Origin of the sequence: Streptomyces sp. NPDC086519 (genome assembly GCF_040686075.1) — a bacterium.
In the GTDB taxonomy this organism is placed as follows: Bacteria; Actinomycetota; Actinomycetes; order Streptomycetales; family Streptomycetaceae; genus Streptomyces; species Streptomyces shenzhenensis.
Map to the genome: position 1 here is coordinate 58,412 of NZ_JBFBJL010000021.1, position 23,612 is coordinate 82,023.

At 70.8% G+C, this 23,612-nt stretch carries 18 protein-coding genes and 4 pseudogenes; 11 read left to right on the forward strand and 11 right to left on the reverse strand.

Annotated features, from left to right (window positions below):
- Positions 1-7: 7 nt before the first annotated feature.
- Both AB0P24_RS21260 and AB0P24_RS21265 read left to right on the forward strand, forming a co-directional pair.
- Positions 8-694 (forward strand): VOC family protein, encoded by a 687-nt coding sequence (locus tag AB0P24_RS21260; RefSeq protein ID WP_365796170.1) that lies wholly within the window; start codon positions 8-10, stop codon positions 692-694.
- Entirely contained in the window at positions 691-3,240 is a 2,550-nt protein-coding gene (locus AB0P24_RS21265; protein ID WP_365796172.1) for an FAD-dependent monooxygenase, read from the forward strand. Before AB0P24_RS21260 ends, AB0P24_RS21265 begins: the two co-directional genes overlap by 4 nt.
- Positions 3,241-3,775: 535 nt before the next feature.
- Here AB0P24_RS21265 and AB0P24_RS21270 read toward each other — a convergent pair.
- Positions 3,776-5,635 (reverse strand): MFS transporter, encoded by a 1,860-nt coding sequence (locus AB0P24_RS21270; RefSeq protein ID WP_365796174.1) that lies wholly within the window; start codon positions 5,633-5,635, stop codon positions 3,776-3,778.
- Positions 5,632-6,714 (reverse strand): winged helix-turn-helix domain-containing protein, encoded by a 1,083-nt coding sequence (locus AB0P24_RS21275; RefSeq protein ID WP_365796176.1) that lies wholly within the window; start codon positions 6,712-6,714, stop codon positions 5,632-5,634. The genes AB0P24_RS21270 and AB0P24_RS21275 overlap by 4 nt, the downstream gene beginning before the upstream one ends.
- 99 nt (positions 6,715-6,813) lie before the next feature.
- On the opposite strand from AB0P24_RS21275, the gene AB0P24_RS21280 reads away from it, so the two are divergent.
- From AB0P24_RS21280 to AB0P24_RS21290, 3 genes are read left to right on the forward strand one after another with little or no spacing between them, the layout of a single operon-like run.
- Positions 6,814-7,719 (forward strand): phosphotransferase, encoded by a 906-nt coding sequence (locus AB0P24_RS21280; RefSeq protein ID WP_365796178.1) that lies wholly within the window; start codon positions 6,814-6,816, stop codon positions 7,717-7,719.
- Positions 7,716-8,357, forward strand: coding sequence for a flavoprotein (locus AB0P24_RS21285; protein WP_365796180.1), 642 nt, complete (start codon positions 7,716-7,718; stop codon positions 8,355-8,357). Before AB0P24_RS21280 ends, AB0P24_RS21285 begins: the two co-directional genes overlap by 4 nt.
- Positions 8,354-9,055, forward strand: coding sequence for an SDR family NAD(P)-dependent oxidoreductase (locus AB0P24_RS21290; RefSeq protein WP_365796182.1), 702 nt, complete (start codon positions 8,354-8,356; stop codon positions 9,053-9,055). The genes AB0P24_RS21285 and AB0P24_RS21290 overlap by 4 nt, the downstream gene beginning before the upstream one ends.
- 19 nt (positions 9,056-9,074) lie before the next feature.
- Here the strand turns inward: AB0P24_RS21290 and AB0P24_RS21295 are convergent, their stop codons facing one another.
- Complete coding sequence (locus AB0P24_RS21295) at positions 9,075-9,638, reverse strand: NAD(P)H-dependent oxidoreductase (RefSeq protein ID WP_365796184.1); 564 nt, start codon at positions 9,636-9,638, stop codon at positions 9,075-9,077.
- Between the two features lie 801 nt (positions 9,639-10,439).
- Here AB0P24_RS21295 and AB0P24_RS21300 point away from each other — a divergent pair.
- The 5 genes from AB0P24_RS21300 (at position 10,440) to AB0P24_RS21320 (ending at position 15,975) form a co-directional block, all read left to right on the forward strand.
- Positions 10,440-11,774, forward strand: coding sequence for a ferredoxin reductase family protein (locus tag AB0P24_RS21300; RefSeq protein ID WP_365796186.1), 1,335 nt, complete (start codon positions 10,440-10,442; stop codon positions 11,772-11,774).
- A gap of 64 nt (positions 11,775-11,838) precedes the next feature.
- Complete coding sequence (locus tag AB0P24_RS21305) at positions 11,839-12,681, forward strand: FMN-binding protein (RefSeq protein WP_365796188.1); 843 nt, start codon at positions 11,839-11,841, stop codon at positions 12,679-12,681.
- 227 nt (positions 12,682-12,908) lie between these two features.
- Positions 12,909-13,649 carry a peptidoglycan-binding domain-containing protein gene (locus AB0P24_RS21310; protein WP_365796190.1) on the forward strand — a complete coding sequence of 247 codons (741 nt, stop codon included), beginning with the start codon at positions 12,909-12,911 and terminating at the stop codon, positions 13,647-13,649.
- An 89-nt stretch (positions 13,650-13,738) separates the two neighbouring features.
- Positions 13,739-14,476, forward strand: coding sequence for a response regulator transcription factor (locus AB0P24_RS21315; protein ID WP_365796192.1), 738 nt, complete (start codon positions 13,739-13,741; stop codon positions 14,474-14,476).
- Positions 14,473-15,975 (forward strand): ATP-binding protein, encoded by a 1,503-nt coding sequence (locus AB0P24_RS21320; protein ID WP_365796194.1) that lies wholly within the window; start codon positions 14,473-14,475, stop codon positions 15,973-15,975. The genes AB0P24_RS21315 and AB0P24_RS21320 overlap by 4 nt, the downstream gene beginning before the upstream one ends.
- Positions 15,976-16,255: 280 nt before the next feature.
- Here AB0P24_RS21320 and AB0P24_RS21325 read toward each other — a convergent pair.
- The 4 genes and pseudogenes from AB0P24_RS21325 to AB0P24_RS21340 form a co-directional block, all read right to left on the reverse strand.
- Positions 16,256-16,474, reverse strand: a pseudogene (locus tag AB0P24_RS21325) (hypothetical protein); the annotation flags it as partial.
- Positions 16,475-16,755: 281 nt separating this feature from the next.
- Entirely contained in the window at positions 16,756-17,538 is a 783-nt protein-coding gene (locus AB0P24_RS21330) for a class I SAM-dependent methyltransferase (protein ID WP_365796196.1), read from the reverse strand.
- Between the two features lie 55 nt (positions 17,539-17,593).
- Positions 17,594-17,869: pseudogene (locus AB0P24_RS21335) on the reverse strand (IS630 family transposase); the annotation flags it as partial.
- Positions 17,796-18,065 carry a hypothetical protein gene (locus AB0P24_RS21340; RefSeq protein WP_365796198.1) on the reverse strand — a complete coding sequence of 90 codons (270 nt, stop codon included), beginning with the start codon at positions 18,063-18,065 and terminating at the stop codon, positions 17,796-17,798. The gene AB0P24_RS21340 and the pseudogene AB0P24_RS21335, both read right to left, overlap by 74 nt.
- A 192-nt stretch (positions 18,066-18,257) precedes the next feature.
- Here AB0P24_RS21340 and AB0P24_RS21345 point away from each other — a divergent pair.
- Positions 18,258-18,386: pseudogene (locus tag AB0P24_RS21345) on the forward strand (ISAs1 family transposase); the annotation flags it as partial.
- 150 nt (positions 18,387-18,536) lie between these two features.
- Here the strand turns inward: AB0P24_RS21345 and AB0P24_RS21350 are convergent.
- From AB0P24_RS21350 to AB0P24_RS21365, 4 genes and pseudogenes are all read right to left on the reverse strand, one after another.
- Positions 18,537-19,277 carry a 3-oxoacyl-ACP reductase family protein gene (locus AB0P24_RS21350; protein WP_365796335.1) on the reverse strand — a complete coding sequence of 247 codons (741 nt, stop codon included), beginning with the start codon at positions 19,275-19,277 and terminating at the stop codon, positions 18,537-18,539.
- Positions 19,278-19,508: 231 nt separating this feature from the next.
- A pseudogene (locus AB0P24_RS21355) lies at positions 19,509-19,958 on the reverse strand (transposase); the annotation flags it as partial.
- A 393-nt stretch (positions 19,959-20,351) separates the two neighbouring features.
- Positions 20,352-21,302, reverse strand: a complete 951-nt coding sequence (locus tag AB0P24_RS21360) for an expansin EXLX1 family cellulose-binding protein (protein ID WP_365796200.1) — start codon at positions 21,300-21,302, stop codon at positions 20,352-20,354.
- 334 nt (positions 21,303-21,636) lie between these two features.
- Entirely contained in the window at positions 21,637-23,460 is a 1,824-nt protein-coding gene (locus AB0P24_RS21365) for an alpha-L-fucosidase (RefSeq protein WP_365796202.1), read from the reverse strand.
- Between the last annotated feature and the right edge of the window lie 152 nt (positions 23,461-23,612).

The window sequence follows — 23,612 nt, forward strand, 5'->3', positions numbered from 1 at the left end:
GGGCGCGATGCGCGTCGACCACGTGATCATCGGCGCAGGGGACATCGGCCCGCTGCGTGAACTGCTCCGCGACCGCTACGGTTTCGGCGTCATCCAGGGTTCTGCCCACGACGACGGCACCCAGGGCTGGTTGGTGCCGTTCGACTCGCCGCAGGTCCAGTACCTCGAACTGCTCACCCCGGGCGACCTGGGCAAGCTGTCCGGGAGCGCGTTCGGCCGGCTGTTCCTGGAACGCACCGCCGGGGGCCCGGCCTTCCTCAACTGGGCCCTGCTCTGCGACGACATCGACAAGGACGCGGACCGCGTGCGGTCGCTCACCGGTGCGGACCCGGGGCTGGTGCGCGGGGAGTCGGTGCGCGCCGACGGGCAGCGCTTCCCATGGGCGGAGGCGGCCTTCGACGCCTCGTGGCGGTGCCCCTCGCGGCCGTTCTTCCTCGAGTACGGCAACTGGCCCGCCCGCGTCGGGCGGATCGGCGGTGACCTGCGGCGGGCCGCGCACCGCCGCACCCCGTTGGAGTTCGCCGCCGTCACGGTGCGCACCGCTCAGCCCGATCTCGCGTCCTGGTGGGGGCACTCGGAGCTGCCCGTCGTCATGGAGGCACCCGGCGCAGTCGAGGCCGGGCCCGGCGCAGAGGGCATACGAGCGGTGCGGATCCGCACCGCCGACGGCGACGTGGAGGTGGTGCTGCCATGACCGGCCGGATCCCGGACCGCTGGAACCTGGTGGTGGTCGGCGCGCGCATGGCCGGCGCACTGACCGCGCACGCGCTGGCCCCCCACGCCGGGCGGGTACTGCTGCTCGATCGCCGCGATCCTGCCACGCACTGGCCGCAGCAGCTGTCGTGGGACCGGCAGGACAACCTGATGTGGGACGATCTGGGACTGAGCGGCACCGTCCTGGCCTGCGGGGCGCCGAAGGTGCGCGGCCACACCCGCCGCACCCTGGACGTCAGTGTCGAGTACCGGTATCCGGCCGACGATGAGCACTGCTACCGGATGAGCGTGCCCCGTCATGTGCTCGACCCGGCTCTTGCCACCCGCGCCGCCCGCCACCCCAATGTGACCTTCCTGCATCCGGCGAAGGCCACCGGCGTGGTGCGCGACGGCGGCCAGATCACTGGGGTCCGCTTCCGCCACCGAGGCGAAGACCACGAGGTGAAGAGCGACCTCGTGGTCTTCGCCGACGGCAGGCTCTCCCGCAACGCCGACCGGGTGGGCGCTGTGCCCTACAGAACGGTGCCGTCCCCGTGGACCGGGCTCCTCGCGTACTACCGCGACCTGCCGCTGTCCTCGGACCGCATCCACTACTCCCGGCAGCCCGGCAGCATGCTCATCGTCACTCCCTGCGGGCCTTCCCTGTGGTGCGTGGCCGCCGCACTGCACCGGGAACTGATCGCCGAGCGCGGTGAGCATCCGGTGCGGCTGTACGCCCGTGTCGCACGGGCCGACCCGGTCGTCGGCCCCGCCCTGGAGGCCGGCACCCGGACCACTCCGGTCGGCGGCGCGGGCAGGCTGCGCATGCTGCGCCGGCCGATGACGGGGCCGGGGTGGGTCCTGGTCGGGGACGCCGGCTTCCACCTCGACCCGATGTCCGCTCTCGGGGCCCACGCCGTGCTCAGCACCGTCCGTCTGCTGCGGGACCGGGTCGCCGAGCACGGTGCGGTCACCGGGGCGCCGGACGCGTACCGGGGACTCACCGAGCGACGCGACGCGCTGCTCGGCGCCCAGTGGGATCTGACGGAGCGGATCATCGGCAGTTACGCGCCGACCCCCGAAGGGCTTGAGCGGGCCCGCCGGCTGGCCTCGGACCCCGCGGCGGTGGAGGCGGACCTGCGGGCGCGCATGGGGCTGGGACCTGTTGCGAATGTGGCGCCCGCCGCGCGACATCCGGCACGCTCCCCCGCTGTCCCAAGGGCGTGGGAGGTGCCCCCACTCGCCGCGCCGCCCGAAAGCCCGGTCACTGCCGGTACGAGGGCTTCCGGGCGTCACACCGAGGGCACGCAGCAGACGCCGTGTCGCCGCCCCTCGGGCGACGACGCCACTTTCGCAACTGGCTCCGGGCCCGGTGGCGCCGGTCCGCGTGTGGGCGGCGAGCCGGTGGCGGCCGGGCGGTCGCGCCCCGCAACGGGGTGCGGGAAACGGGGCGGACAACGGATGGGGATCAATGCGGGGAGCAGGACGATGAGAAGCGGCATGGGGAACGGCACGGCGGAGACGGCCGACGGCGCACTGCCCCGGCTGTGCTGGTTCTGGCCCGAGCGCGGCCGGCCGCGGACCGTGCGGGAAGACGAGCCCGGCTGGCAGGGCTACCGGCAGGCCGCCGCGGCAGCGGGCCTGCGGCTGGACGTCGTCGCGGTCGACGACGTAGACGTCCTGGCTCTGCCCGGAGCCCCCCGGGTCCATGTCCGCGGTGAACCTGTCGACGCCGCCAGTACGGTCTTTCACACCAAGCTCTACACCTGGCCGATGTTCCAGACCGACGTCTGGCGTTCGCTGGCGACCTTCGAGGCGATCGCCGGCGCGGGATACCGCACACTGATCCGGCCCGAGCTGAACCTCGTCAGCAACGACAAGGCGGCCACGCTGTTGCACCTGCGCGGCGTCGACACCGGCTGGCTGCCCACCATCACTGTGCCCACCCGGGACTTCACGGGGCTGCGCGTCCGGCTGGAGGAGGCCGGGATCAGCTACCCGGTCGTGGTGAAACCGGCGAGCTGGGGGTCCGGCAAGGGCGTCATCCGCGCCGAGGGCGAATCGGAGTTGCTGACCGCGTTGCGGCTGGCCGCGGCGGCCGAACTGACCATGGTGGTGCAGCCGTTCGTGGGCGACGGCGGCGAATCCTCCGACATCCGCGTCTACTGCGTAAACCGGCGGCCGGTGGGCGCGTTGCTGCGGACGGCGGCGGACGGCGGGCCGACAGCCAATGTGACCCTCGGGGGCAAGGCCCGACTCGTCCCGGTTCCCGAGGAGTTGCGGGAGCGGGCCGCCGCGGTCGCGGCACACCTGGACACGCCCTGGCTCGCCGTGGACTTCCTCTTCGACGGTCACACCCACTACCTGTCGGAGGTCGAGATCGACGCCTACGTCGGCCCGGTCACCGCCCGGCTCCCCGGGATGGCGGAGATCCAGCGGGCCCGGTTCCGGGCCTACCGCGCGGACTTCGACCGGTGGCTGGCCGGTACCACCGACCGGACGTCTGCCCCGTCTCCGCGCGATCCGGTGGTCCCCACCGCCGACTGACTGTCCGTCGGCATCCCGGCTGACGCTCGTTGGACCCAGCTGCCCGCGGCGGTCCGGGCCCCCGCAGGGGGGGGCCCGGCCCCCCCGGGCGGGGTCGCCGCGCCGCCCCCGGGGCGGCGCCCCCCCCGGGGGCCCCCCCCCCCCCGCCGCGGGCGTCGTCGCCGCGCGGCCCGGCTCGCCTTCGGCGCGGGAGCGGTCTCCGTGGCTGGGCCGTCAGCCGCCCGGGCGCCGACGGCACCAAGCGCCGCCGCGGGCAGGCGGGGCGGCCACCGGACCGGCCACCGGGCCGGAGGCACGGCGCTTCCGCGCCACAGCGGACGAGCGGCGCCGGGGCCACGGTGTCCGTGCCGTCTCTGTTCTCCCACCCAGCGCGGGCACGGTGGACCGCCGCCACCCGACACCGCGACGGCGGACTCGTCGGAGCGGGCCGCGGCCGACTCTGTACCGCAGGGCGCCCTGTCGGCACCCGCTGGTCGAGGCGGCCGGTGGTGCCGCGGCCGACGTTTCGCCCCAGCGAGACGGTCCTCGGCACGGGCTACGGGGAGCCCGTGGCCCGCCGGCGGAGCAACCGGAAGCTCTCGGCCTCTCCCTCGGGCAGGCCGGCGTAGCCCGGCAGCCGAGGAGGAACCTCCCAGTATTCGGAGGTCCCCTCCCAGTGCTCGACGGTCAGCCCCGTCACGGCCCGGCGAAGACGCTTCGCGGCAGAAGTGCCGGTGGGGCCCGTCCTTCGGCCGATGCGCGGAAGAAGGTGCCGTGCGTGGGCCTCATCCGTCTGGAGCGCCGGTTGTTGCGCCGCAGGCACGCCGTCGGGTCCGGTGCGGCGGACGCCTTCCGCCGCACCGAACCGCTCCGGCCCGGACGGTTGTCCTTGGGAGAGCGGCCGCACGACGCGGAGGTGCCCGTCAGCGGTCGGATCCGTGGACCGCGGGGGAGGCATGTCCGTTCGGTCGGGCCCGTTGACACCGACGGAGAGCGCGGACAGCGCCGGCATCGCCGCTCGACCGGCACCGGGCGTGTCACCGCCCCCGCGGCCGTTGGCAGCGGCGGCCCGGTGTCTGCCCCGATGCGGGTCGCGGTCGGCGACGGCGGGGTCCAACTCCTCCAGGTCGTCGACCGAATGCACCCTGCGCAGCACCCGCCGCGGCAGCAGCACGCCGGCACTCATCCAGATCAGGCCGCCCAGGGCGAGTACGGCGGACAGACCGGCGCGCGGGCCGAGCAGGCTGGTGCCGAACTCGCCGAGCCCGCCGCCGAGGATGGTGGCGAGTGGGACGGCGGTCCGGGTGACGGTGCGGACGGTCGCCGCGACCCGGCCCTGCATGTCCGCCGCGACCAGCGTCTGCCGGATCGTGAGGGTGGTGACGTTGCTGACCGGGATGAAGAAACCCGAGACCACCATGATGGCGACGATGATCGGTATCGCGCCGCCGAACAGCGCCAAGGGGACGAGCAGCCACGGCAGCCCCTTCATGACGCTGCCGATCAGCAGGGCGGGGCCGAGCCCGAAGCGCTCGGTGAAACGCCGACTGGCCAGGGAGCCGAGAAACGGGCCGACGTTTCCCGCGGCCAGCATCACGCCCGCGACGGCGGGCGAGAGGTTCAGGCCGCTGTAGGCGAACAGCAGGACCAACTGGAGCGCCATGCCCCGGCCGAGGTTGGACACCGCAGAGGTCAGTGTCAGGCCGAGCAGCAGCCGGTCCCGCGTCACCAGCCGCAGTCCCTGCCGGACGTCCGGGATGAGGCTGCTCCGGCGTCGTTCGGGGGCGATCTCCGGCCGACGGATCATCAGCAGACTGAGCACCGACACCAGGAACGAGGCGGCGTCCATGATCATCGCCCCGCCGACGCCTATGGCGCTGATCAGCAGTCCGGCCAGAGAGGGGCCGGCGACCTGGGAGGCGGTCTCGCTGGTCGACAGGCGGGCATTGGCCTTGGTGAGGGTCTCCGTCGCGACGACGTGCGGCAGAAATGCCTGGTAGGCCGAGTTGAAGAAGACGGAGGCGGTTCCGACCACCAGGCCGACCAGGACCAGATGGGGCACGGTCAGCGTCCCGGTGATCACGGCCACCGGGATCGACGCGATGGCGATCCCGCGAACCAGGTCCGCGAGCAGCAGCACCGTCCTGCGGCGTACCCGGTCCACCCAGGCTCCGGCCAGCAGCCCCAGAACCGGGTAGGGCAGATAGGTACTCGCGCTCAGCAGGCCGTACTGGAACGGTGAGGCATTCAGCGTCAGCAGCGCGATCGTCGGAAGCGCGACCGCCGTGATCTCGTCACCGAACATACTCACCGTCTGGCCGGCCCAGAGACGCCTGAGGTCCGTCGGCCTGACCCGGTAGCGCCGTTTCGGCGGGAGGGACGGGGCCGACCGCCGGGGCTTCGCGGGCGCGGTCATGGGCCGGCGTGGATCACACGGGTGACCAACGCGGTGAGGTCCGGCAGGTCCCGCAGGGCGTAGCGGCGGTCACGGCCGAGTTCGACCCGGATCAGTCCCGCGGACCGCAGCAGCATGACGTGCTTGTGGACGGCCGACTTGGAGATGCCCAGCTTCGCGGTCAGCTCCGACAGGGTGGTGGGACCGGTCGTCGCCAGATGGCGCAGCACCGTCAGCCGTGTCGGGTCACCCAGGGCGCGCAGGACGGGCACCAGCGTCTCGGCGGTGGGGCCGGACTGCTCGCGGACCGGGCAGCAGAAGACCCTGGTGCCGTTCACATCGGTCGAGTAGACCCACGGCGCGCCCAGAACGGTCGGCACCAGCAGGACGCTGTCGGCCGGAAGATCCTCACCCAGGACGATGCCGCCGGTGGCGTCCTCCACGACCTCCCGCCAGCCGGTCCGGGTGGCGGCGGTGCGCCAGCGGTCGGCCTGCGCCGTCAGCCGCTGCGCGAGCTGCGCTTCCTGCTCGGTGAAGACCTCGTCGGCCCACCGGCGCAGCACGCGCACGGTCAGCCCGCTGGTCTCCTCCGGAGTCAGCGCGAGCACCGCGCGGACGTTTCGCGCCCAGTGCTCGTCGTCGGCCGCCACGGCGAGCAGTTCCTGCGTCGCGACGCGGTCCCCGTCCGCAGCCCGTTCGAGCACCGTCGGCGCGACTCCCGCCTGCACGGTGGAGACGGATCCGCCGAGCAGTTCCAGGCGCAGACGGCGCGGAGCCAGCTCCGCGACAAGGTCGACGAGCGAGGCGAGGTCGCGCGGCTCGCGAGCGAGCCGGACCAGGCCCAGCAGATGGCCGAAGACGGTGGGCACTCCGGCACACAGCCTGGCCACGTCCTCGTGGAGCTGCCGCGACGCCCGGGAGCGGACCCGGTCGAACCACTCCTGCCCGATGTCGTAGTCGCCGGGAGGCTGATGACCGGCGAACATGATGAGCCCGAGCAGTGCTTCGTAACCGGTGCCGCAGGACACGCCGATCCGGGGTCCGGCAAGCCGTGGCTCCAGGCGGAAAACCCGCACCGTTCTCGTTTCGGTGGATGGCATGTTCGCAAGATAGCGAACGATGGTGTCGTGAGGGCGGGAACGCGGAAATCGGCGGTCACTGCTTGCCCGCGTTCTGTCGCGACCGGCAGCCTGTGCCGCATGCGAAGCAAGAACGACTCCGACCACCTGCTCAACACCCCTCCGGCCGCCCGGCGTTACCGCGAAGAGGGCGACGCCCCGGACACTCCGTCCGCGGAGGTCCTGGTGCAGGGGAACCTCAGCGAGGGCGTGACGCGGGTGGGAAACACCGTACGGCGGCCCCACCAGCCTCAGAGCACCGCAGTCGCCGACTACCTCGACCACCTCCAGCGCGTCGGCTTCGAGGCCGCCCCCCGCTACCTGGGGCGCGATGACGAGGGCCGTGACGTGCTGACCCATCTCGAGGGCGAGGTCCCGGGCGATCCGCCGGAACGCTGGGCCGCCGCCGACGCCCTGCTGGCAGGTGTGGCGCAACTGCTGCGCCGCCTCCACGACGCCTCGCAAGGGTACGCGGCCGACCGGGGATTCGCCGCCGCGCCGGGGACGGTCTGGCGCCGTGACCTGGTCAAGGTCGACCTGCCCGTCGCGGACCCGGAACCCGAACTTGTGTCGCACCTCGACATCACCCCCCGCAACACCGTCGTACGGGACGGGCGCGCCGTCGGCTTCATCGACTTCGACCTGGCCGGTCCGACCACCCGGCTGCTCAACGTCTACAACGCCGCCGTGCACTGGGTCCCGCTCTGCCCGCCGCAGGACCTCTGGCCCGCCTGGCGCCATGTCGACCAGCCGACCCGACTGAGGATCTTCGCCGACGCCTACGGACTGTCGGCCGAGCAGCGGGCCGGGCTGCCGGACCTCGGTATCGCCAGGGCCGATCTCAGCTGGCTGCGCATGCGCGCCTCCGCCGGGCAACTGGGCGGAGGCTGGGCACGCATGTGGGAGCGCGGGGCCGGTGACGCGATCCGGCGCAGGCAGGCATGGCTGACCGAGTCCCGGTCCGTGCTGCTGGCGGCGCTGCGGTGACGGGGCGAAGCGGCGTCGGCGCGGGAGGCGCGACGCGCCCGTACGGCCGTCCGTCCGGTGCCGACGGCCGCCCGGTGCTCTACGTGATCGGCTGCGCCGCACCGCCCGTACTGGAGGTCGGCACGATCGTCGACGCCGCACAGGAACTCGGCTGGGACACCTGCCTGATCCTGAGTCCCACGGCCGCCGGCTGGCTGGAGGCGGACATACCGACCCTGACCCGCCGCACCGGTCACCCGGTGCGCAGCAGCTACTCGATGCCCGGTGAATCCCGCCTGCTCCCCCGCGCCGACGCCATGCTGGTCGCCCCGATCACCGGCAACACCATGAACAAGTGGGCCGCCGGAATCAGCGACAACCTCGCACTCGGCCTGCTCAACGAGGCGATCTGCAGGCGCCTGCCGCTGGTCGCGCTGCCCTGCCTGGGCCGCGACCGAGCTCATCCGGCGTTCCCCCGCACGGTCTCCACCCTGCGCGGAGCGGGCGTGACCCTGCTCCTTCCCGACGAGGTGACGCCGCCCGCCGGCAGCGAGCGGCCTGCCTTCCCCTGGCACCTTGCTCTCACGGAGCTGCCCGCCTTGCCTGCCGGTGTGCGCGGCGAACCAGCCGCCGCGGCCCGGGGCGGAGCCCGGCCATGACCGGCCCTCGCGTGGCCCTGGTCACCGGCGGTGCCCGCGGTCTCGGCGCCGAGATCGGCCGTCAACTCGCACAGCGTGGACTGCGCGTCCTCGTCTCGGCACGGAACGCCGAGGACGCGAAGCGCGCCGCCGACCGCCTCGGCCCCGACGCGCTGCCCCTGACGCTGGATGTGACATCCCCCCGGAGCGTCGAGGCGGCCGTGCTCCGGGCCCTCGGCATGACGGGCCGCGTCGACGTCCTGGTCAACAACGCCGGCATCGGCATCGACGGCGGCCAGCGCGCGGTCGGGGTCGACTACCGGATCGTCCGGGAGACACTGGAGACCAACCTCCTCGGCGCGTGGCGCGTGGCCGACGCCGTCATCCCGCACATGGTCACAGCCGGATACGGGCGGATCGTGAACCTGGCCAGCAACCTCGGATCGCTGTCCCTGATGACCCGGGGCGAGCAGCCGGCGTACCGGGTGTCCAAGGCCGCGCTGAGCGCCCTCACCCGGATACTGGCCGCCGACCTCGACGGGACGGGAGTCCTGGTCAACGCAGCCTCTCCCGGATGGGTCCGCACCACCATGGGCGGACCCGAAGCGCCGCGCAGCGTCGAGCAGGGCGCCGACACCCCGGTCTGGCTGGCGACACTGCCCGACGGTGACAAGACCACCGGCGGACTGTTCCACGAACGCAGGGCCCTGCCCTGGTAGATCCACCGAGGGAGTTGCTTCAAGCAAGGGGCCGCGGTGCGGTCATGGCGCCCACAAAGGTGACGAGTTCGTCGCTCATGGCCTGGCAGCGCCGTATCAGCGAGCCGGTGCGCAACTGCCGGGTCTGCGGGTCGAAGTCCGAGGCCGCGCTGGCCACTTGGGTCGGCGTGGCCCATCCCGACAGCGCCTTCACCACCGACCGCAGGTGCTCGCAGGCGATGGTGGCACCGCGCTGGGCTCCCGCGTTGGCGATCAGCCCGACCGGTTTGCGGACGAAGGCGTCGGCCTCCAGATGGTCCAGGGCGCTCTTGAGCAGCCCGGAGTAGCTCGCGTGGTGGACGGATGTGGCCAGGACGACGCCGTCGGCTTCCGCCACGCGGGCCCGAAGCTCACGTCCGGCCGGGTGCGGGTGTCCACCGCCGGCGTCATAGGCGACGGTGTCCAGAAGGGGAAGCGGCAGTTCGCGCAGGTCCAGCATGTCGACCTCGCAGCCGCGGGCCACCAGGGTGTCGGCGACGGCCGACAGGAGCTGGCGCGACCAGGCCGAAGGACTCGGGCTTCCCGAGATGCACACGATCCTCACCGACGAAACTTCCTTCCGTTACGGTGGCGCGGTGTCACGCGGGACGAGCGCCGAGGGTCAACGTACCCGTCGATCATCGTCACCGCCCAGCCCCGGGCGTTCCGGCCGGGCCAACTCCCCCGGGCGGACCGCTGTTTCGGCGCGTGCCGAGGACCGCTGCAAAAGGTTGGCCGGTCGCTAACGCATTGCTGATGAACTGCTGCGGCTGCCCTTAAACGGGCACCCCTAAGGTCTTTGGTGTTCCCCGGCATCCACCTCCGCGGACTCCTCTGCCGCGGAGAACGTCCGCCCACGACGGCGGACCACCACCGCCGGGAACATCGATCCCTGTGCTCCGGTGCGTGTCCGTGACCTGCCGCCCGCTTCGCCGGGCCGCCCACACACGGCATGCCGAGGGAAGCCAGGAAGGCGCCACCACGCCGGGAAGGAGGGGATGAACAGCAACCTACTGCTGTCGCCGGGTGATAGCTCCCCCGTTGACGCCCGGCGGCAGCGCAGGACCGCGCCCGATGGCGGCGACGTCCGCGCCGCGATCCGGATGATCCGCGAACAGGAAGATTCATGCAGCCAACGAGCATTCTCCCCTCAGGCCACGGCCCTTCGGTCCCCGACAGGCCCTTGCCGGCTCGTCCTCCCGAGCGTCGACGGCACCGCGCGACGCCGAGAAGGAATCGCCTGTGGCCGGCCCGCCGGTCCAGGCCGGATGCCCACACGTACCGGCAGACGGTCCCGTATCCGCTCGGCGCAGCGGGTCCGGCGCGGATCGGCGAGCACGCCGGCGGTTCCGACGCGGCGTGCGCCGTGGAGCCGGCTCTCGGCCACCATGCCGAGGGCAACAGAAGGTTCGTGGTAGCCGGGTTCTGGTCACTGCTGATTGCGAGCGTGGCCCTGTGGTGGTTCAACACCCCCGCCGGGTCGCTCACCGGTGAGGCCGCCGTGTTCACCGCCGCCGGCCGGATCACCGGCATGGTCTCCGGCTTCCTCCTGCTCGCCCAAGTACTGGTGGTGAGCCGGGTCGGCTGGCTGGAGGAATGGGCGGGCACGGATCACCTGATGGCGTGGCACCGGCAGCTCGGCCCGCTGGTACTGGTCGCGGTGCTGGCACACACCGTGTTCGTCGTCTACGGTTACGCCCTGTCCGCCCGGACGTCCGTCGCCGCGCAGACCTGGTCGCTGTTGAACGCCTCCGCAGACATGGCCGGCGCGTTCGCCGCGACGGGCATTCTGGTGGCGGTCTCCTTCCTGGCCGTCCGGGCCGTACGACGGCGCATGCGCCACGAGACGTGGTACCTCCTCCACCTCACCGCCTACGGGTCGCTCCTGCTCGGTTACGGACACCAGTTCGCTTTCGGCGCGGACCTGCAGTCCCCAGTGGCCGGCTGTTACTGGAACACGCTGTACGCGCTGGTGGTCGCCAGCCTGGTCTGGGGACGGATCGTGGAGCCGCTGGCACTGAACCTGCGGCACCGGCTGCGCGTCGCCGCCGTGGTGCCGGAAGCGCACGACATGTTCTCGGTCTATCTGCGCGGCCGGAAGCTGCACAAACTGAAGGCCCGGCCCGGACAGTTCTTCCGCTGGCGCTTCCTCACCGGCGAGGACTGGTGGCAGTCCCATCCGTTCTCCCTGTCCAGCGCACCCAATCCCCAGTGGCTGAGGCTGACCGTCAATCCGGTCGGCGATCACACCACCCGTCTGCGCTCCCTGAGGGTCGGCACCCGGGTCGTCGCGGCGGGACCCTTCGGCGCGTTCACCGCCGACCGGCGCCTGCGCAACCGGGTCCTGCTGATCGCAGGCGGCAGCGGAATCGCCCCGGTCCGTGCCGTCTTGGAGCGGATGCCGCCGTCCACCGTCCTGGTCTACCGGGCCGGCTCCGTAGAGGACATCGTCTTCCGCGACGAACTGGACCATCTCGCCGGGGAACGCGACTGCACGGTCCATTACGTCGTCGGCTCCCGCCACGACCCCGGGCCGGCACGGCTGCTCAGCCCTGAGGGGCTGGTCGAGCTGGTGCCGGACGTGACGCTCCGGGACGTGTACCTGTGCGGGCCTGCGGGGCTGACCGCCGCCGCACTGGGCGCCCTGGCGGAACTGCGGGTGCCGCGCGGCCGGATCCACCTCGACCCGTTCGAGTTCTGAATCGTTCCTGCTCTCGAAGCCTTCACCGTCGTGCCCGCCTTTCTTCGCCCCCTGGAGGAACACCATGCGCAAGTCGATCGCCGCGATCACGGGCACCATCGCCGGAACCGCTCTGCTGACCGCACTGAAGCTGGGCATCGCCCCGGTCGGAGCCGACACCACCGTCACCAGTGAGCCGCCGACGGCCGGCAAAGCACTCGCGGGCGGCGCCACCGCCCCCGCACCCTCGAACCCCCCGACACCGACCTGCCCTGCGACATCCAAGAACGCTGCGGCCGATGTGGCATCCACCACACCTGTCAACTGGCGCAGCGAGGAGGCCGGTGACGAGGACCGCAGCAGCGCCGGGGACGACGAGGAACGCGGCAGCGCCGGGGACGACGACCGCGGGAGCGAGCGAAGCGACGGAGACGACGGTCAGCGAGGGGGTGGGCAGGGGTCCGGCGCCTCCAACGGCGGTGCGGGTGGCGCTTCCACCGGTCCGGCGTCCCCGTCCGGGCCCTCCTGCCCCGCCCCGTCCACGCCCCCTTGCTCCTGCGCTTCCCCTTCCGCGTCGGCGCCCGCGCCGGCCGCACCGGCGCCGTCCGTGCCCGGCAGCCCCGCCAGGCCGTCCAAGCCCGGCAGCGGACTGCGCGACGGCACCTTCAAGGGCGCGGCGTCGACGAACCAGTACGGCACGATCCAGACCACGGTCAGCGTCTCCGGCGGCCGGATCACCGAGGTCACCGCGACGTATCCCACCTCACCCGCGATGACCTCCCAGATCAACGCGCGGGCCATACCGGCCCTGCGCAAGGAGGCGCTGACGGCGCAGAGCGCGACCATCGACAGCGTGTCCGGGGCGACCTACACCAGCAGCTCCTACAAGAAGTCACTGCAGTCCGCGATCGATGCGGCGAAGGCGTAGGACGGCCTTCGTGGGGCCGCCGGGCAGGGCTGTCCCACGGGGCATCACCGATGCCTGAACAGAAGGTACTTAATGCCATTCCGTACCTCTCCTGCACCACCAGCCTCTAGAGTTCTCATTATTTCCGGCCCACGGGCACGCTGCGGACCGGCTGTTGCGAAGCCGCCCGGGGCAACCGCCACGCGGTCAGGGAAGCGGTCACTCACCTGATCAACGAGGAGGAGTCCGTGGTGCTCAAGCAGGCGCGCAACACGCTCCACAGCCCCCCTTCGCCCGCCGAACTCGACGAGGCGATGCCGTTGGGCACGCACCGCCGCCCGAATCCTGCGCCGCAGTTCCACGGCCCCCATGACGTCGCCGCCGCGCCGGACATCCGGACCGCGCCACGACGGGGCCATGCGGCCGTGCGGCTCGGGCTGCGGGACAAGCCGAAGGCGGTCGTGAGCGCAGTGGTCGCACTGCTCGCGGTGGGCGGCTTCCTGTTCGCCATGTCGCTGTTCGACAGCAGCTTTTCGCTCTCGTCCGGGGAGCCCCAGGGCCCGGGAACCGTGCCGATCAATCTGCCCACCGGTTTCACCAGCCCGCCGCTCACACCGTCGGCCACCGCGAGACCGCCCGCAAAACCCCCGACGGGGTCCGGCGGTTCCCCTTCGGCGGCGGACCAGAGAGTGCTCCGGGAAGGGGACAGCGGGCAGCGGGTGCGAGAACTCCAGTCACTTCTGCACCGGATACCCGGCCTGTACGGGTCGGGCAGCGGCGAGACCGACGGCCGCTACGACGCCGGCGTCACCCAGGCCGTCGCCCGCTTCCAGAGCGCGGTCGGGATCAGCAGCGAGGCCCCTGGGGTGTACGGCCCCGTGACCCAGTACGCCTTGGAGACCCGTGTCCAGCTACAAGCCGTCAGCCCCGCTCCGAGTCAGCAGGACAACGGAGTTCGTGAACACGAAGAGGGAGAAGAGGGCGCGTAACCGCACCGGACTCCCCGAAACAGGAGGCATGTTCCGTGACTGCTGTGAAATTCCCGACCGCCCATACGGACTCGTGCCAGCCTGATGCCATGCGGCTACTACTCGTCGAGGACGACGACCGGATCGCGGGTCCGCTGATCGAAGGGCTGGCCCGCTACGGATTCACCGTGGAACTGGCCCGTACCGCAGCCGCCGCCCTCGCGGCGGCCCCGGCCGATCTCGTCCTGCTGGACCTCGGCCTGCCCGACATGGACGGCATCGACGTCTGCAAGGCCCTGCGCTCACGCTCCGACGTCCCCATCATCATGATCACGGCGCGGACCGACGAGACCGACCGTGTCGTCGGCCTCGAACTCGGCGCGGACGACTATCTCTCCAAGCCGTTCGGCACCCGGGAGCTGGTCGCCCGGGTCCGTGCAGTCACCCGGCGGACCCAGGCCGCGGCCGGACAGAGCCGTCCCCCTGCCGGCCGAATGGCCGGGACGGCGGGCGCACCCCCGACCTGGGCGGGCCAGGCCGACCGTACTCAGCGCATCGGGTCCATGACCATCGACCACAGGACACACCGGGTCGAGTTGTACGGCCGACAGATCGCCCTGGCTCCCAAGGAGTTCGACGTCCTCGCGTACCTCGCCCAGGACCCCGGAGCGCTCTGTTCGCGGCAGCAGATCATGGACACCGTGTGGGACCCGCACTACTTCGGCCCGACCAGGACCCTGGACGTGCACGTGTCCGCGCTCCGTCGCAAGCTCGGCGATCCGGCGTGGATCGAGACCGTGCGCGGCGTCGGGTTCCGCCTGATCGACCCGACAGGCGGCGCCACGTGACCCGCCGCTTGTTGGTCAGTTACCTCAGCCTGGTGCTGATGGCCCTGCTCGCCCTGGAACTTCCGCTCGGATACGTGTACGCGAGGGGGGAACTGAACCGTTTCTCCGCCGCCGTCGATCGTGATGCGGTGATACTCGCGGAGCTCGCCGAGGAGATCATCGATGCACGCAAGACCGACATGCTCCTGCCCCTGGCCGCCGACTACGCCCGCCGCTCCGGCGGCCGCGTCGTCATCGTCGACGAGAAAGGCACCGTGCTCGCCGACTCCGACGCGGCCGCCAACCTGGGCCGCAACCTGGCCAAGGAGCCCGACATCGCTGTCGCCCTGCGCAACCGGTCCGACACCGGCACTCGTCGCGACGACACCACCGGCGCCGAGCAGTTCTACGCCACGATGCCCGCCTGGTCGGGCACTACGGTCCGCGGCGCAGTGCGCCTCAGCCATCCGGCCGGGGCCCTGCGAGGGCACATTCACGAGATCTGGCTCGCTCTCGCCATCGGCGGGGCTTGCATCCTGGCCGCCACGGCACTGACGGCGCTCGCCCTCACCCGCTGGATCACCCGCCCCCTGCACGCCCTGGAGCGTACCGCCGCTCAGTTCGCCGACGGCCACGTCACACAGACGCCGGTCACCGATGACGGCCCTCCCGAACTGCGCAGGCTGGCTGCCACGTTCACCCGTACCGCCACCCGGCTCCACCATCTGCTGCACACCCAGAAGTCCTTCGCTTCCGAAGCATCGCATCAGCTCAAGACCCCCCTGACGGCGCTGCGCCTGCGGCTGGAGAACTTCGAGCCGTACCTCGATCCGCACGCCCACGACAGCCTGGACGAGGCCATCGGCGAGGTCGAACGCCTGGGCCGCATGATCCACGGCCTGCTGGCCCTCGCCCGTCTGGAGAACAGCGCCACCACGCCGGAGCTGGTCGACCTCGATGCCGTCATCACCGACCGCGCTGCCATCTGGGCCCCTTTCGCCGCCGAGCAGCAGGTGTACATCGCTGTGACCGGGCACCCCGTCGGCCCGGTCATGGCCATCTCCGGTGCCCTCGAGCAGATCATCGACAACCTGTTGGCCAACGCTCTGCGTTTCGCGCCGCCCGGCACGTCCCTCACCCTTGCGCGTATCCGTACCGAGCACGGCACCGAGCTGCACGTCATCGACCAGGGCCCCGGTATGAGCGCGACCGACCGTGAACGCGCCTTCGACCGGTTCTGGCGGGCTCCCGGCACCCAGGGCGACGGCTCCGGCCTGGGCCTGCCCATCGTGCGCCGGCTCGCCAGGGCCGGCGGCGGCGACGTCACCCTCCACGAAGCGCCGGGCAGCGGCGTCGACGCCGTCGTCCGGCTGCAACCGGTGGCAGCGACCGGAGGCCGGTTTCACGCTCCCCGCCCGCGCACGGTCCCGCGGTTCGCACCGAGTCCCGAACGCCCACCGAAGACGGCCGTGAACATCACCGAGGCAAGAGTCCCCGGCGGCAGTGACGTGCGTACGTAGGCACCACCCAACCCAGCGACCGCCAGCCGGACATCGAGGTGCGGAGTGAGCAGACCGAGGGTCAGGGAACTCGTCGGCCAGGCCCCGACAGCTCTCGTCGACCTCAGCCTGCGCCTTGGTATTCCAGTTGCAGATCGCTATCGCTGCTGGTCAGGACCCTGTATTGGAGTGTACTCGGCTGACGCCTCGTCAGGTGACGGGAGTTCGTGACCTCGGGTGCGGCGGTGGTAGTGGCAGCGGCATGCGGTGGCCTGGTGACGGCGGCGCCAGCGGGACCTGTTCAGTGCGTGGCCGGTGTGCCGCAGGTGCGTCGGCGTGTGGTGGCCAGTTGCCAGGAGTCGCCGGATCTCCGCCACGGTGAGCGGTGCGAGGGCGTCGGAACCGTTTCTGCCGCCCCCCTTTCGGTCCCCGCGGCGGCGGCCGTCGCGGCAAGGAAGGCATGGGCGAGCATGGCCAGGGTGATGTGCCGGTACCAGCCCGGATACCGGCGGACTTCGTACGGCCTCGCTGCTGCCCCACCGGCCCCGTGCAGCGGGTCTACCTGTCCGCGCCCCCGGGCGAGGGCGGGGAGCTTGAGCGGGCCTTCGGCCGCAGCCCGATCGCGCGGGTGCGCGCGCCGGAGGGGTGGGAGCGCATCGGCAGCGGCCGCCGCTTCTTCGTCCTCCCCGGCCTCGCCGAGAGCGACGACCCAGTGTTCGGACCTAGCGCTCTGACCCGGCAACGTTCACCGGTTTGCCATGGATGAACGGAAAGCCAGGCAGGGCGGAACCGATGTCTGGACTACTGCGCTGAGGGAGCGCGCTGTGCGGTGAGCACGGGCTGGTAGTACCCGCTGGAGGCCGGACTGTGCCAGGTGATGTTGGTGAAGCCGGCTTCAGCCACGAACTCTGTCAGCTGCGGCGTCGTCAGCGCCCAGCAGGTGCTCCGGCGGACTCGGACATGCCAGGTGTTCTCCGCGGGGATGAGCTGGAAGTGCTCCTGGTCGTAGCGCTCGCCGTCTTCGTGCCAGCGCCACAGCTGGAAGGTGATCGCTTGGCCGTCGCGTGTTTCCGTGACCTGGGGAGGTGTCGCCGTGGGTCTGGTCTGGCGCGTCTCGTCGTAGGCCCGGACAGTGATCATCAACAGTCCGTCGTCCCGGAGCACCCGTCTCATGCCGAGGAGTGCCGCCCGGAGATCTTGCCCGGAGAGCAGGTGCGTGAGCGAGTTATCCGCGCAGATGACGACGTCGAATGACGTTTCTTTGAAAGGCAGTTGGCGCATGTCGGCCGCAGCGGCCGGAAGCCGGCTGCCCCGGGCCGCCGCCTCGGCGGCGGCGCGCGCGGCGGCGACCGGGCTCAGGTCGCTGCCGATGACCTGGTGCCCGGCCAGGGCCAGGCCGATGGCCTGGGTACCGATCCCACACGAGCAGTCCAGGACGCTGTGCGGTCCCGCGCCGAGAGATTGGCGCAAGAGTCCGCCCAATACCTCGGCCTGGTAGGCGATGCTCGCATCCCAGTCCCGGAACATCAGGTGGTAGTCGTGGGCCAGATCGTCGTAGAAATCCCGCACGGAGGGCTCGGACACGTATCCCACCGTAGTGCGTGGCCGCCGGGGGGCGCGGGCGGTTTTGGGCAGCGGCTGCCTGTCTTCGGCCGCCCCAGCGGATGCCCTTCTCGCTGCGGATACGGGCGCGTTCGCGGCGTTGGGCGGCCAGCACGTCGGGGAGACGGGTGTTCGCGTTGCGCCAGCGGAGGTAGGCGTGCGGGGCTCGGGCCTGTGCGGTGTGGTTGCGGTGGTTGGAGTTGGCGATGGTGAACTGCCGCGATGGTCCGCAGTGGGCCTCAATTGGGTCGGCCCAGGACGCGTACGTCGGGGTAAAGCACAGCTCGACCCGCTTCTTCTCTGCCCAGGTCCGTGCGGCCGAAGTCCTCCCACACGGCCGTGACCAGCGGGATCAACTCCTCGTCGCGGAGCGTGCGGGCCGACTTCGGCCGCTGCCTACGCGCGAAGTACGTCGACGGGGACAGCTCCAGCACCCGGCAGACGGGATCGACCCCGAAGCCGTCACGCAGGCGGCGCGGTCCGCCCCGACGGTAGCGCAGCCGGGACACCTCCAGGGGCCGTAACGAGATCCGCCGGCTGAAGATCGCCTCGATGACCCGGCTGCCCTTCCCTCACGCGGCGCAGGCCCACCAGATCGTCGCCGCACCGTCCGGAACGGGAAGACCACCATTGGCCGCGCCTATGCCCTCACCAGCCTGGACACCCTCCATGAACAGGCCGGACAACTCGCGGAATGCGTGAGACGGCACTGGTGGATCGAGAACAAGGAACACCGTGTCCGCGACGTGACGTTCGAGGAGGATGCCTCCCGCGTCCGCACCGGCACCGCACCCCGCGCCATGGCCGGCCCGCGTAACCTTGCCCTCGGCACCCTCCGCCTCGACGGGTGGACCAACATCGCCCAAGGTCTGCGCCATCACAGCCGCCGCCCTGGCAGGCCCCTTGAAGCCCTGGGCATCTGACACCGAGGTCGGAGACGAACAGACCGCCTCACCGAACTGTTCGTCCTCGACCTCTTGTCACGCGGTGAAGCCGCCGTCCACGTGGATCGAGGCTCCGGTGATGTACCTGCCGTCGGCGCTTGCCAAGTGGGCGACGGTGGCCGCGATCTCGGCCGCTTCCGCATAACGTCCCACCGCGGTGAAGCCGGCGATCGTCTCGGCGTTCGGGCCATCCGCCGGGTTGGTGTCCGTGTCGGTGGGGCCGGGGTGGACCACATTGACCGTGATGCCGCGCGGGCCGAGTTCTCGGGCCAGGCCCTTGGCCATGCCGACGAGGGCCGTCTTGCTCATCGAGTACAGCGCCAGGCCCGGGAAGGGCGCGCGTTCGGCGACATTGCTGCCGATGCTGATGATGCGGCCGCCATCGCCCATGTGACGCACCGCCGCCTGTGACGCCACGAACGGCGCCCGGACATTCACGGCCAGGGTGCGGTCGATCTCCGCCGGCCCAAAGTCGTCGAGCGGGCCGACGAGAAAGACGCCGGCGTTGTTGACCAGGATGTCCAGCCTGCCGAATGCTGCGTCGGCCTCGTCCACCGCGGCGGTCAGTGCCTCCGGGACCGCGCTGTCGGCCTGGATGGCCAGACCTCGACGCCCCATGGCCTTGACCTGCTCCACGACCTCGGCGGCGCGCTCCGAGTTGTTCTCATAGGTGACGACGATGTCGGCGCCTTCCTCGGCCAGCCGGAGCGCCACGGCGGCGCCGATGCCCCGGCTTCCGCCGGTGATCAAGGCGACGTTTCCTTCGAGTCGGTTCATGCCGTCGATCATCGCGAGCCCCATCAGTGGAAACTGGCGGGAATCCGACCTGGCGTTCGGCGACATCGACAGCACCGCCTGGCACAGGCCCCTCAGCCAGGCAGGACCGGCATCACGCCGCAACCGAACCGATCACGAGAAGGACGGGACCCTGGCGCGTTGCCCCAGACGGTCTCCGCCCGCCGGAGCACGTCGTCGGCGCGATGAAGTCGCATGCCGAAGTCCTGGCGCGGCCAGCACGTGTGTCGAGTCCGTGCGCTGCCTCCCGCCGGAGCCGACCAGCCCCAACTCGGCGAGGCGCTCCAGCAGCAGGTCCAGGACCCTCGCTTCCATGCCATGCGCCAGCAGCCGATCCCGGAACCCGGTCAGCACTGTGTGGTCGAAGCCGGAGTCGGTCAGCTCCAGGCCCAGCAGGTACTTCACGTCGATCCTGGCCCGCACCGCGTGCGCGGCCTGGCGATCAGTCAGGTTCTCGGCGAACTGCAGGACGCTGACCAGGGCCAGCCGGCCGGGCGGAATCCCGGGACGCCCCCTGACCCCGAAGGCCGCCTTGAAATCCTCATTCGAGAACAGCGGACCGAGGCCGTCCCGGATCCTCATGGCCAGACAGCCCTTGGGGAACGCCGCGCGAGCCACATCCCGCGTCAGGGCAGGAACCTCCGCTCCCGAGTCCGAGCGCATAGACACCGCCGTACCCCCAGTTTCCCCGCGGCCGGACACCCAGCTCGTGCCCTTGCGACCGTCGCACAACATGCTCATGGCCCCGGACGCCACATGCCCCGTGATCACGCTGGCTTCACTCGAATTGGGCAACAGGGTCATCGAGACCTTCTACAACCGACGTCGCCTCCGCGATCACAAGACCTTCGGCTACCTCACTCCGGCCGAGACCAGACAGCGACACCAACACGGCCTCGCGGCATAACCATCGAGCGTGACCACGGGGAAACTTCAGAGAGTGCAAGAGCACCCGATCCGACCGCCATCCATGACGACGCCGTCGTAGTCATGAGCCAGTGTTGCCGCCCCTCCGAGGCTCCGTTCCGTACGCAGGAGCCACTGTTGGCGGCATGGTCAGTGTCGTGCGAACTGGACGCCCGTCGGCTGCACCACGTTGGGTCGCACGGCGATCCCGTTGATGGTGAGCTGTTGTCCGTAGATGTCGGTAAGTCTGATGGCGCCGCCGCATCCGCTGCCATCGGGGGAAAGGAAGTAGTTGTAGCCGGTGCGGGCGAGTTGGCGCCAACCACCGCTGGTGCGGACCTCCAGCCGGGCGAGCGGGTTGCGGTGGCCGATGGCCTGAATGCCGCACCAGTAGGCGCTGGACCCGGTCTTGTAACGGACCGAGATCGTGCTCGACATGTCGGGGCTCACCAGGCTCCAGGTGATCGCGAGTCGTCCGGTCGAGACCGGAGCCAGTTCGGCGAAGGCCTGTTCGCTGAGGTCGAGTTGGCCCGGCGCACAGGGCAAGGGGCATTCGTTGGTGATCCGGACCGTGACGGAGGCACCGTTGGCCGCGTGGACGCGCACGTACGCCCCGCACGCCCTGGACGTCTCGTAGTCGATGGTGTTCATCGCCGCGATCATCATGTCGCTGCTCGGGCCGTACGAGCAGGCGCCATCCCCGACCCCGGCCTTGTAGACGGTGGCGACTCCCTGGTAGGTCGCCTTGGGCCGGATTCGTCCGGCCAGGGATGACGTGGCGGGAGCCGTCCGGGGGGCGGCCGATGACGGCGACGCCGACGGGGTCGGTGCGGCCTTCGGCTTCGCGGTACTGGCCGACGGGGTCGGGGAGGAGGACGGAGAGGGACTGGAGGGCTTCCGCCCCGGCGATGTCTGTGGGGGAGTTCCCTCCAAGGCGGCGACGGCCGTGGCCGGGGCCCGCCCGGCATCCTCCTTGCGGTCGGACTGCGTCGTCATGACCAGGCAGACGACAAGACCGGTGACGACCAGCCCCGCGGCGCTGCCCACCATCAGCCGTCGTCTGCGCCTGCGCTGACGCGCGGCCTGGCGTGTCTCTTGCATGTTCATCCGTTCGGAAGAGCGTGTCGGTGTTGCACTGGTCAGTGGCCGCAGGTGGCGAAAAGGTTGCCGCCGAATTTTTCGGTCGGTCCAGGTCCAGGGACATGAGCAGCCGGACGCAAGCGCTGGGCACTATCTCGGTGAGCGTCCACCCCCGCAGCCGGATGCGCTGTGCTCCCACCCAGGGCTCGGGCGGGAGCACAGCCTGCTTCGGGCGCAGGTCACCGCTTGTGTGGGAGGCGCTCACCCGCAGGGTCGGCTGGGACGGGTGAACCGACCATCGCGTCGGCGCCGTGTGAGCCGGGGTGGCGGCCCGGAGCGCGCCATCCGGGCACGCTCAGCCGACTTTGGTCATGTTCCACTGCTGCGGGGGGCCGTCGTTGGGGGTCCACTGGATCATCTTGGTCAGGTCCGCGGTCTGGTTGGAGTTGTCCAGCGCCTTTCCGCTGTGCCGGTTGATGAGCCGGAACGCGCCGCCGCCCAGCGCGCTGACGGCCCACTGCTGCTGGTAGCTGCCGTTGTCGGTCTTTTGCACCATCACCGTGTTGTCGGAGGTGCTGTTGTTGTCGTCGAGGGCCTTGCCGCTGCGGACGCAGACCAACTTGTAGTAGCCGTGGCCCAGGTCGGTTACCGTCCACTGCTGCGGCGTACCGCCGTTGACCGTCCACTGGATGATGTCGGTGGCCTCGCCGCCGGAGTTGGCGTTGTCGAGAGCCTTGCCGCTCTGGGCGCAGACCAGCCGGTAGACGCCGTTGGCAAGGACGGCCGGCATGCCGTTGACCTCCACGCAGACCACGGAGTCGATCGTGTTGGGCGCCGTGGTCGGCACGCTGACGTTGATCTGCCCGCCGCTGACCCAGTAGTTGAGCGAGACGGAGGGGTTGTTCATCAGGTAGACGCGGTTGATCGTGTTGTACACCGCCGGGATCTGCAGGGTGCCGCCCGTGGGCCAGTTGAGGACGTGGGCGAAGAGCTTGCCGTCCTTCTTGGTGACCTTGCCCCAGGACGGCTCTTTCGCGAAGGGGCTGCCGCTGGTGCCGTAGATGCTGTCGGAATGGGTGGCCATCCATGAGGCCAGGCCGTTCAGAACGTTCACCGCCCCGGGTGTGACGTGGCCGTCGTTGGCGCTGCCGTCGCTGTTGAAGCCACCGTCGGGGCCGATGTTCAGCAGGTAGTTGCCGTCCCGGGAGACGACGGTGACCATCTCCTGGATGATGGTCTGGGCAGAGCGGTACTGGTTCTCCTTGCCCGCGTTGTAGCCCCAGGCGCCGTTCATGGTGGCGCAGACCTCCCACGGCCGGTCCTGCGGGGTGGCGGGGATGCCGAACTCGGCGACCGAGTAGTCGCCGAGGCCGAAGTCCCGCTTGACGCGCTCGTTGACGACGAGGTTCGGCTTGCGGGCCATCAGCCAGGCGTAGAGGTCCTCGCCGTCGGGCTTGGTCCACCAGTCGGCGAGCGTGGGCGAGGAGGGGTTGGCACACCAGTCGCCGTCGAACCACAGGAGGGCCGGGTCGTAGCGGTCCAGCAGTTCCTGGAGCTGGGCCTTCATGTCGTTGATGTAGCCGGTGCGGGCGTTCAGCGACGACATGTTGGAGAAGCCCCTGGCGCTGTCGCACGTCTGGGAGGGGTGGGTCCAGTCGAGGATCGAGTAGTAGAGCCCGAACTTGATGCCCCGGCTCTCGCAGGCGGTCTTCAGCTGGGCCAACAGGTCGGCCTGGAAACCGTTGTAGTCGTGCAGGTTGTACAGCTTGGAGCCGGTGACGTCGGTGAAGCCCGCGACGTTGGAGTCCCACATCGCGTAGCCCTCGTGATGCTTGGCCGTGATCACGACGTACTTCATGCCGGCGTTCTTGGCCAGGTCGGCGATGGTGTTCGCGTTGAAGCTGATCGGGTTGAACCCCGTGGTCACCTGGTTCTGGTAGTTGGCCTTGGTCCAGTTCTCGACGCTGAACGCCCACTCGCCGCGGCCGAGGTGGGCGTAGGACCCGAAGTGGATGAACATCCCGAACCGGGCCTGGTACCACCAGTCCATTTTCGATGCGACGGAGTAGGCCTCGGCGGGGGAGGCCCACAGAGCCTGCGGCAGACCGAACGCCACGGTACCGCCGGCAAGGGCCGCGGCCTTGATGAGGGAGCGCCTGCTGAGGGGTGCGGAGGACATCGTGCGGCTCCTGGAGGGTGAAGGACACAGGGGGTCGGTGACTGCTGGTCCGCGCAGACGGCGGAGTACGGGGCTCGTGTCCGGCGGGGCTCAAGCGACTCCCAGGGACATCGGATGTATTAACAGCCACAGCCCCATCCCTTGTCTAGAGC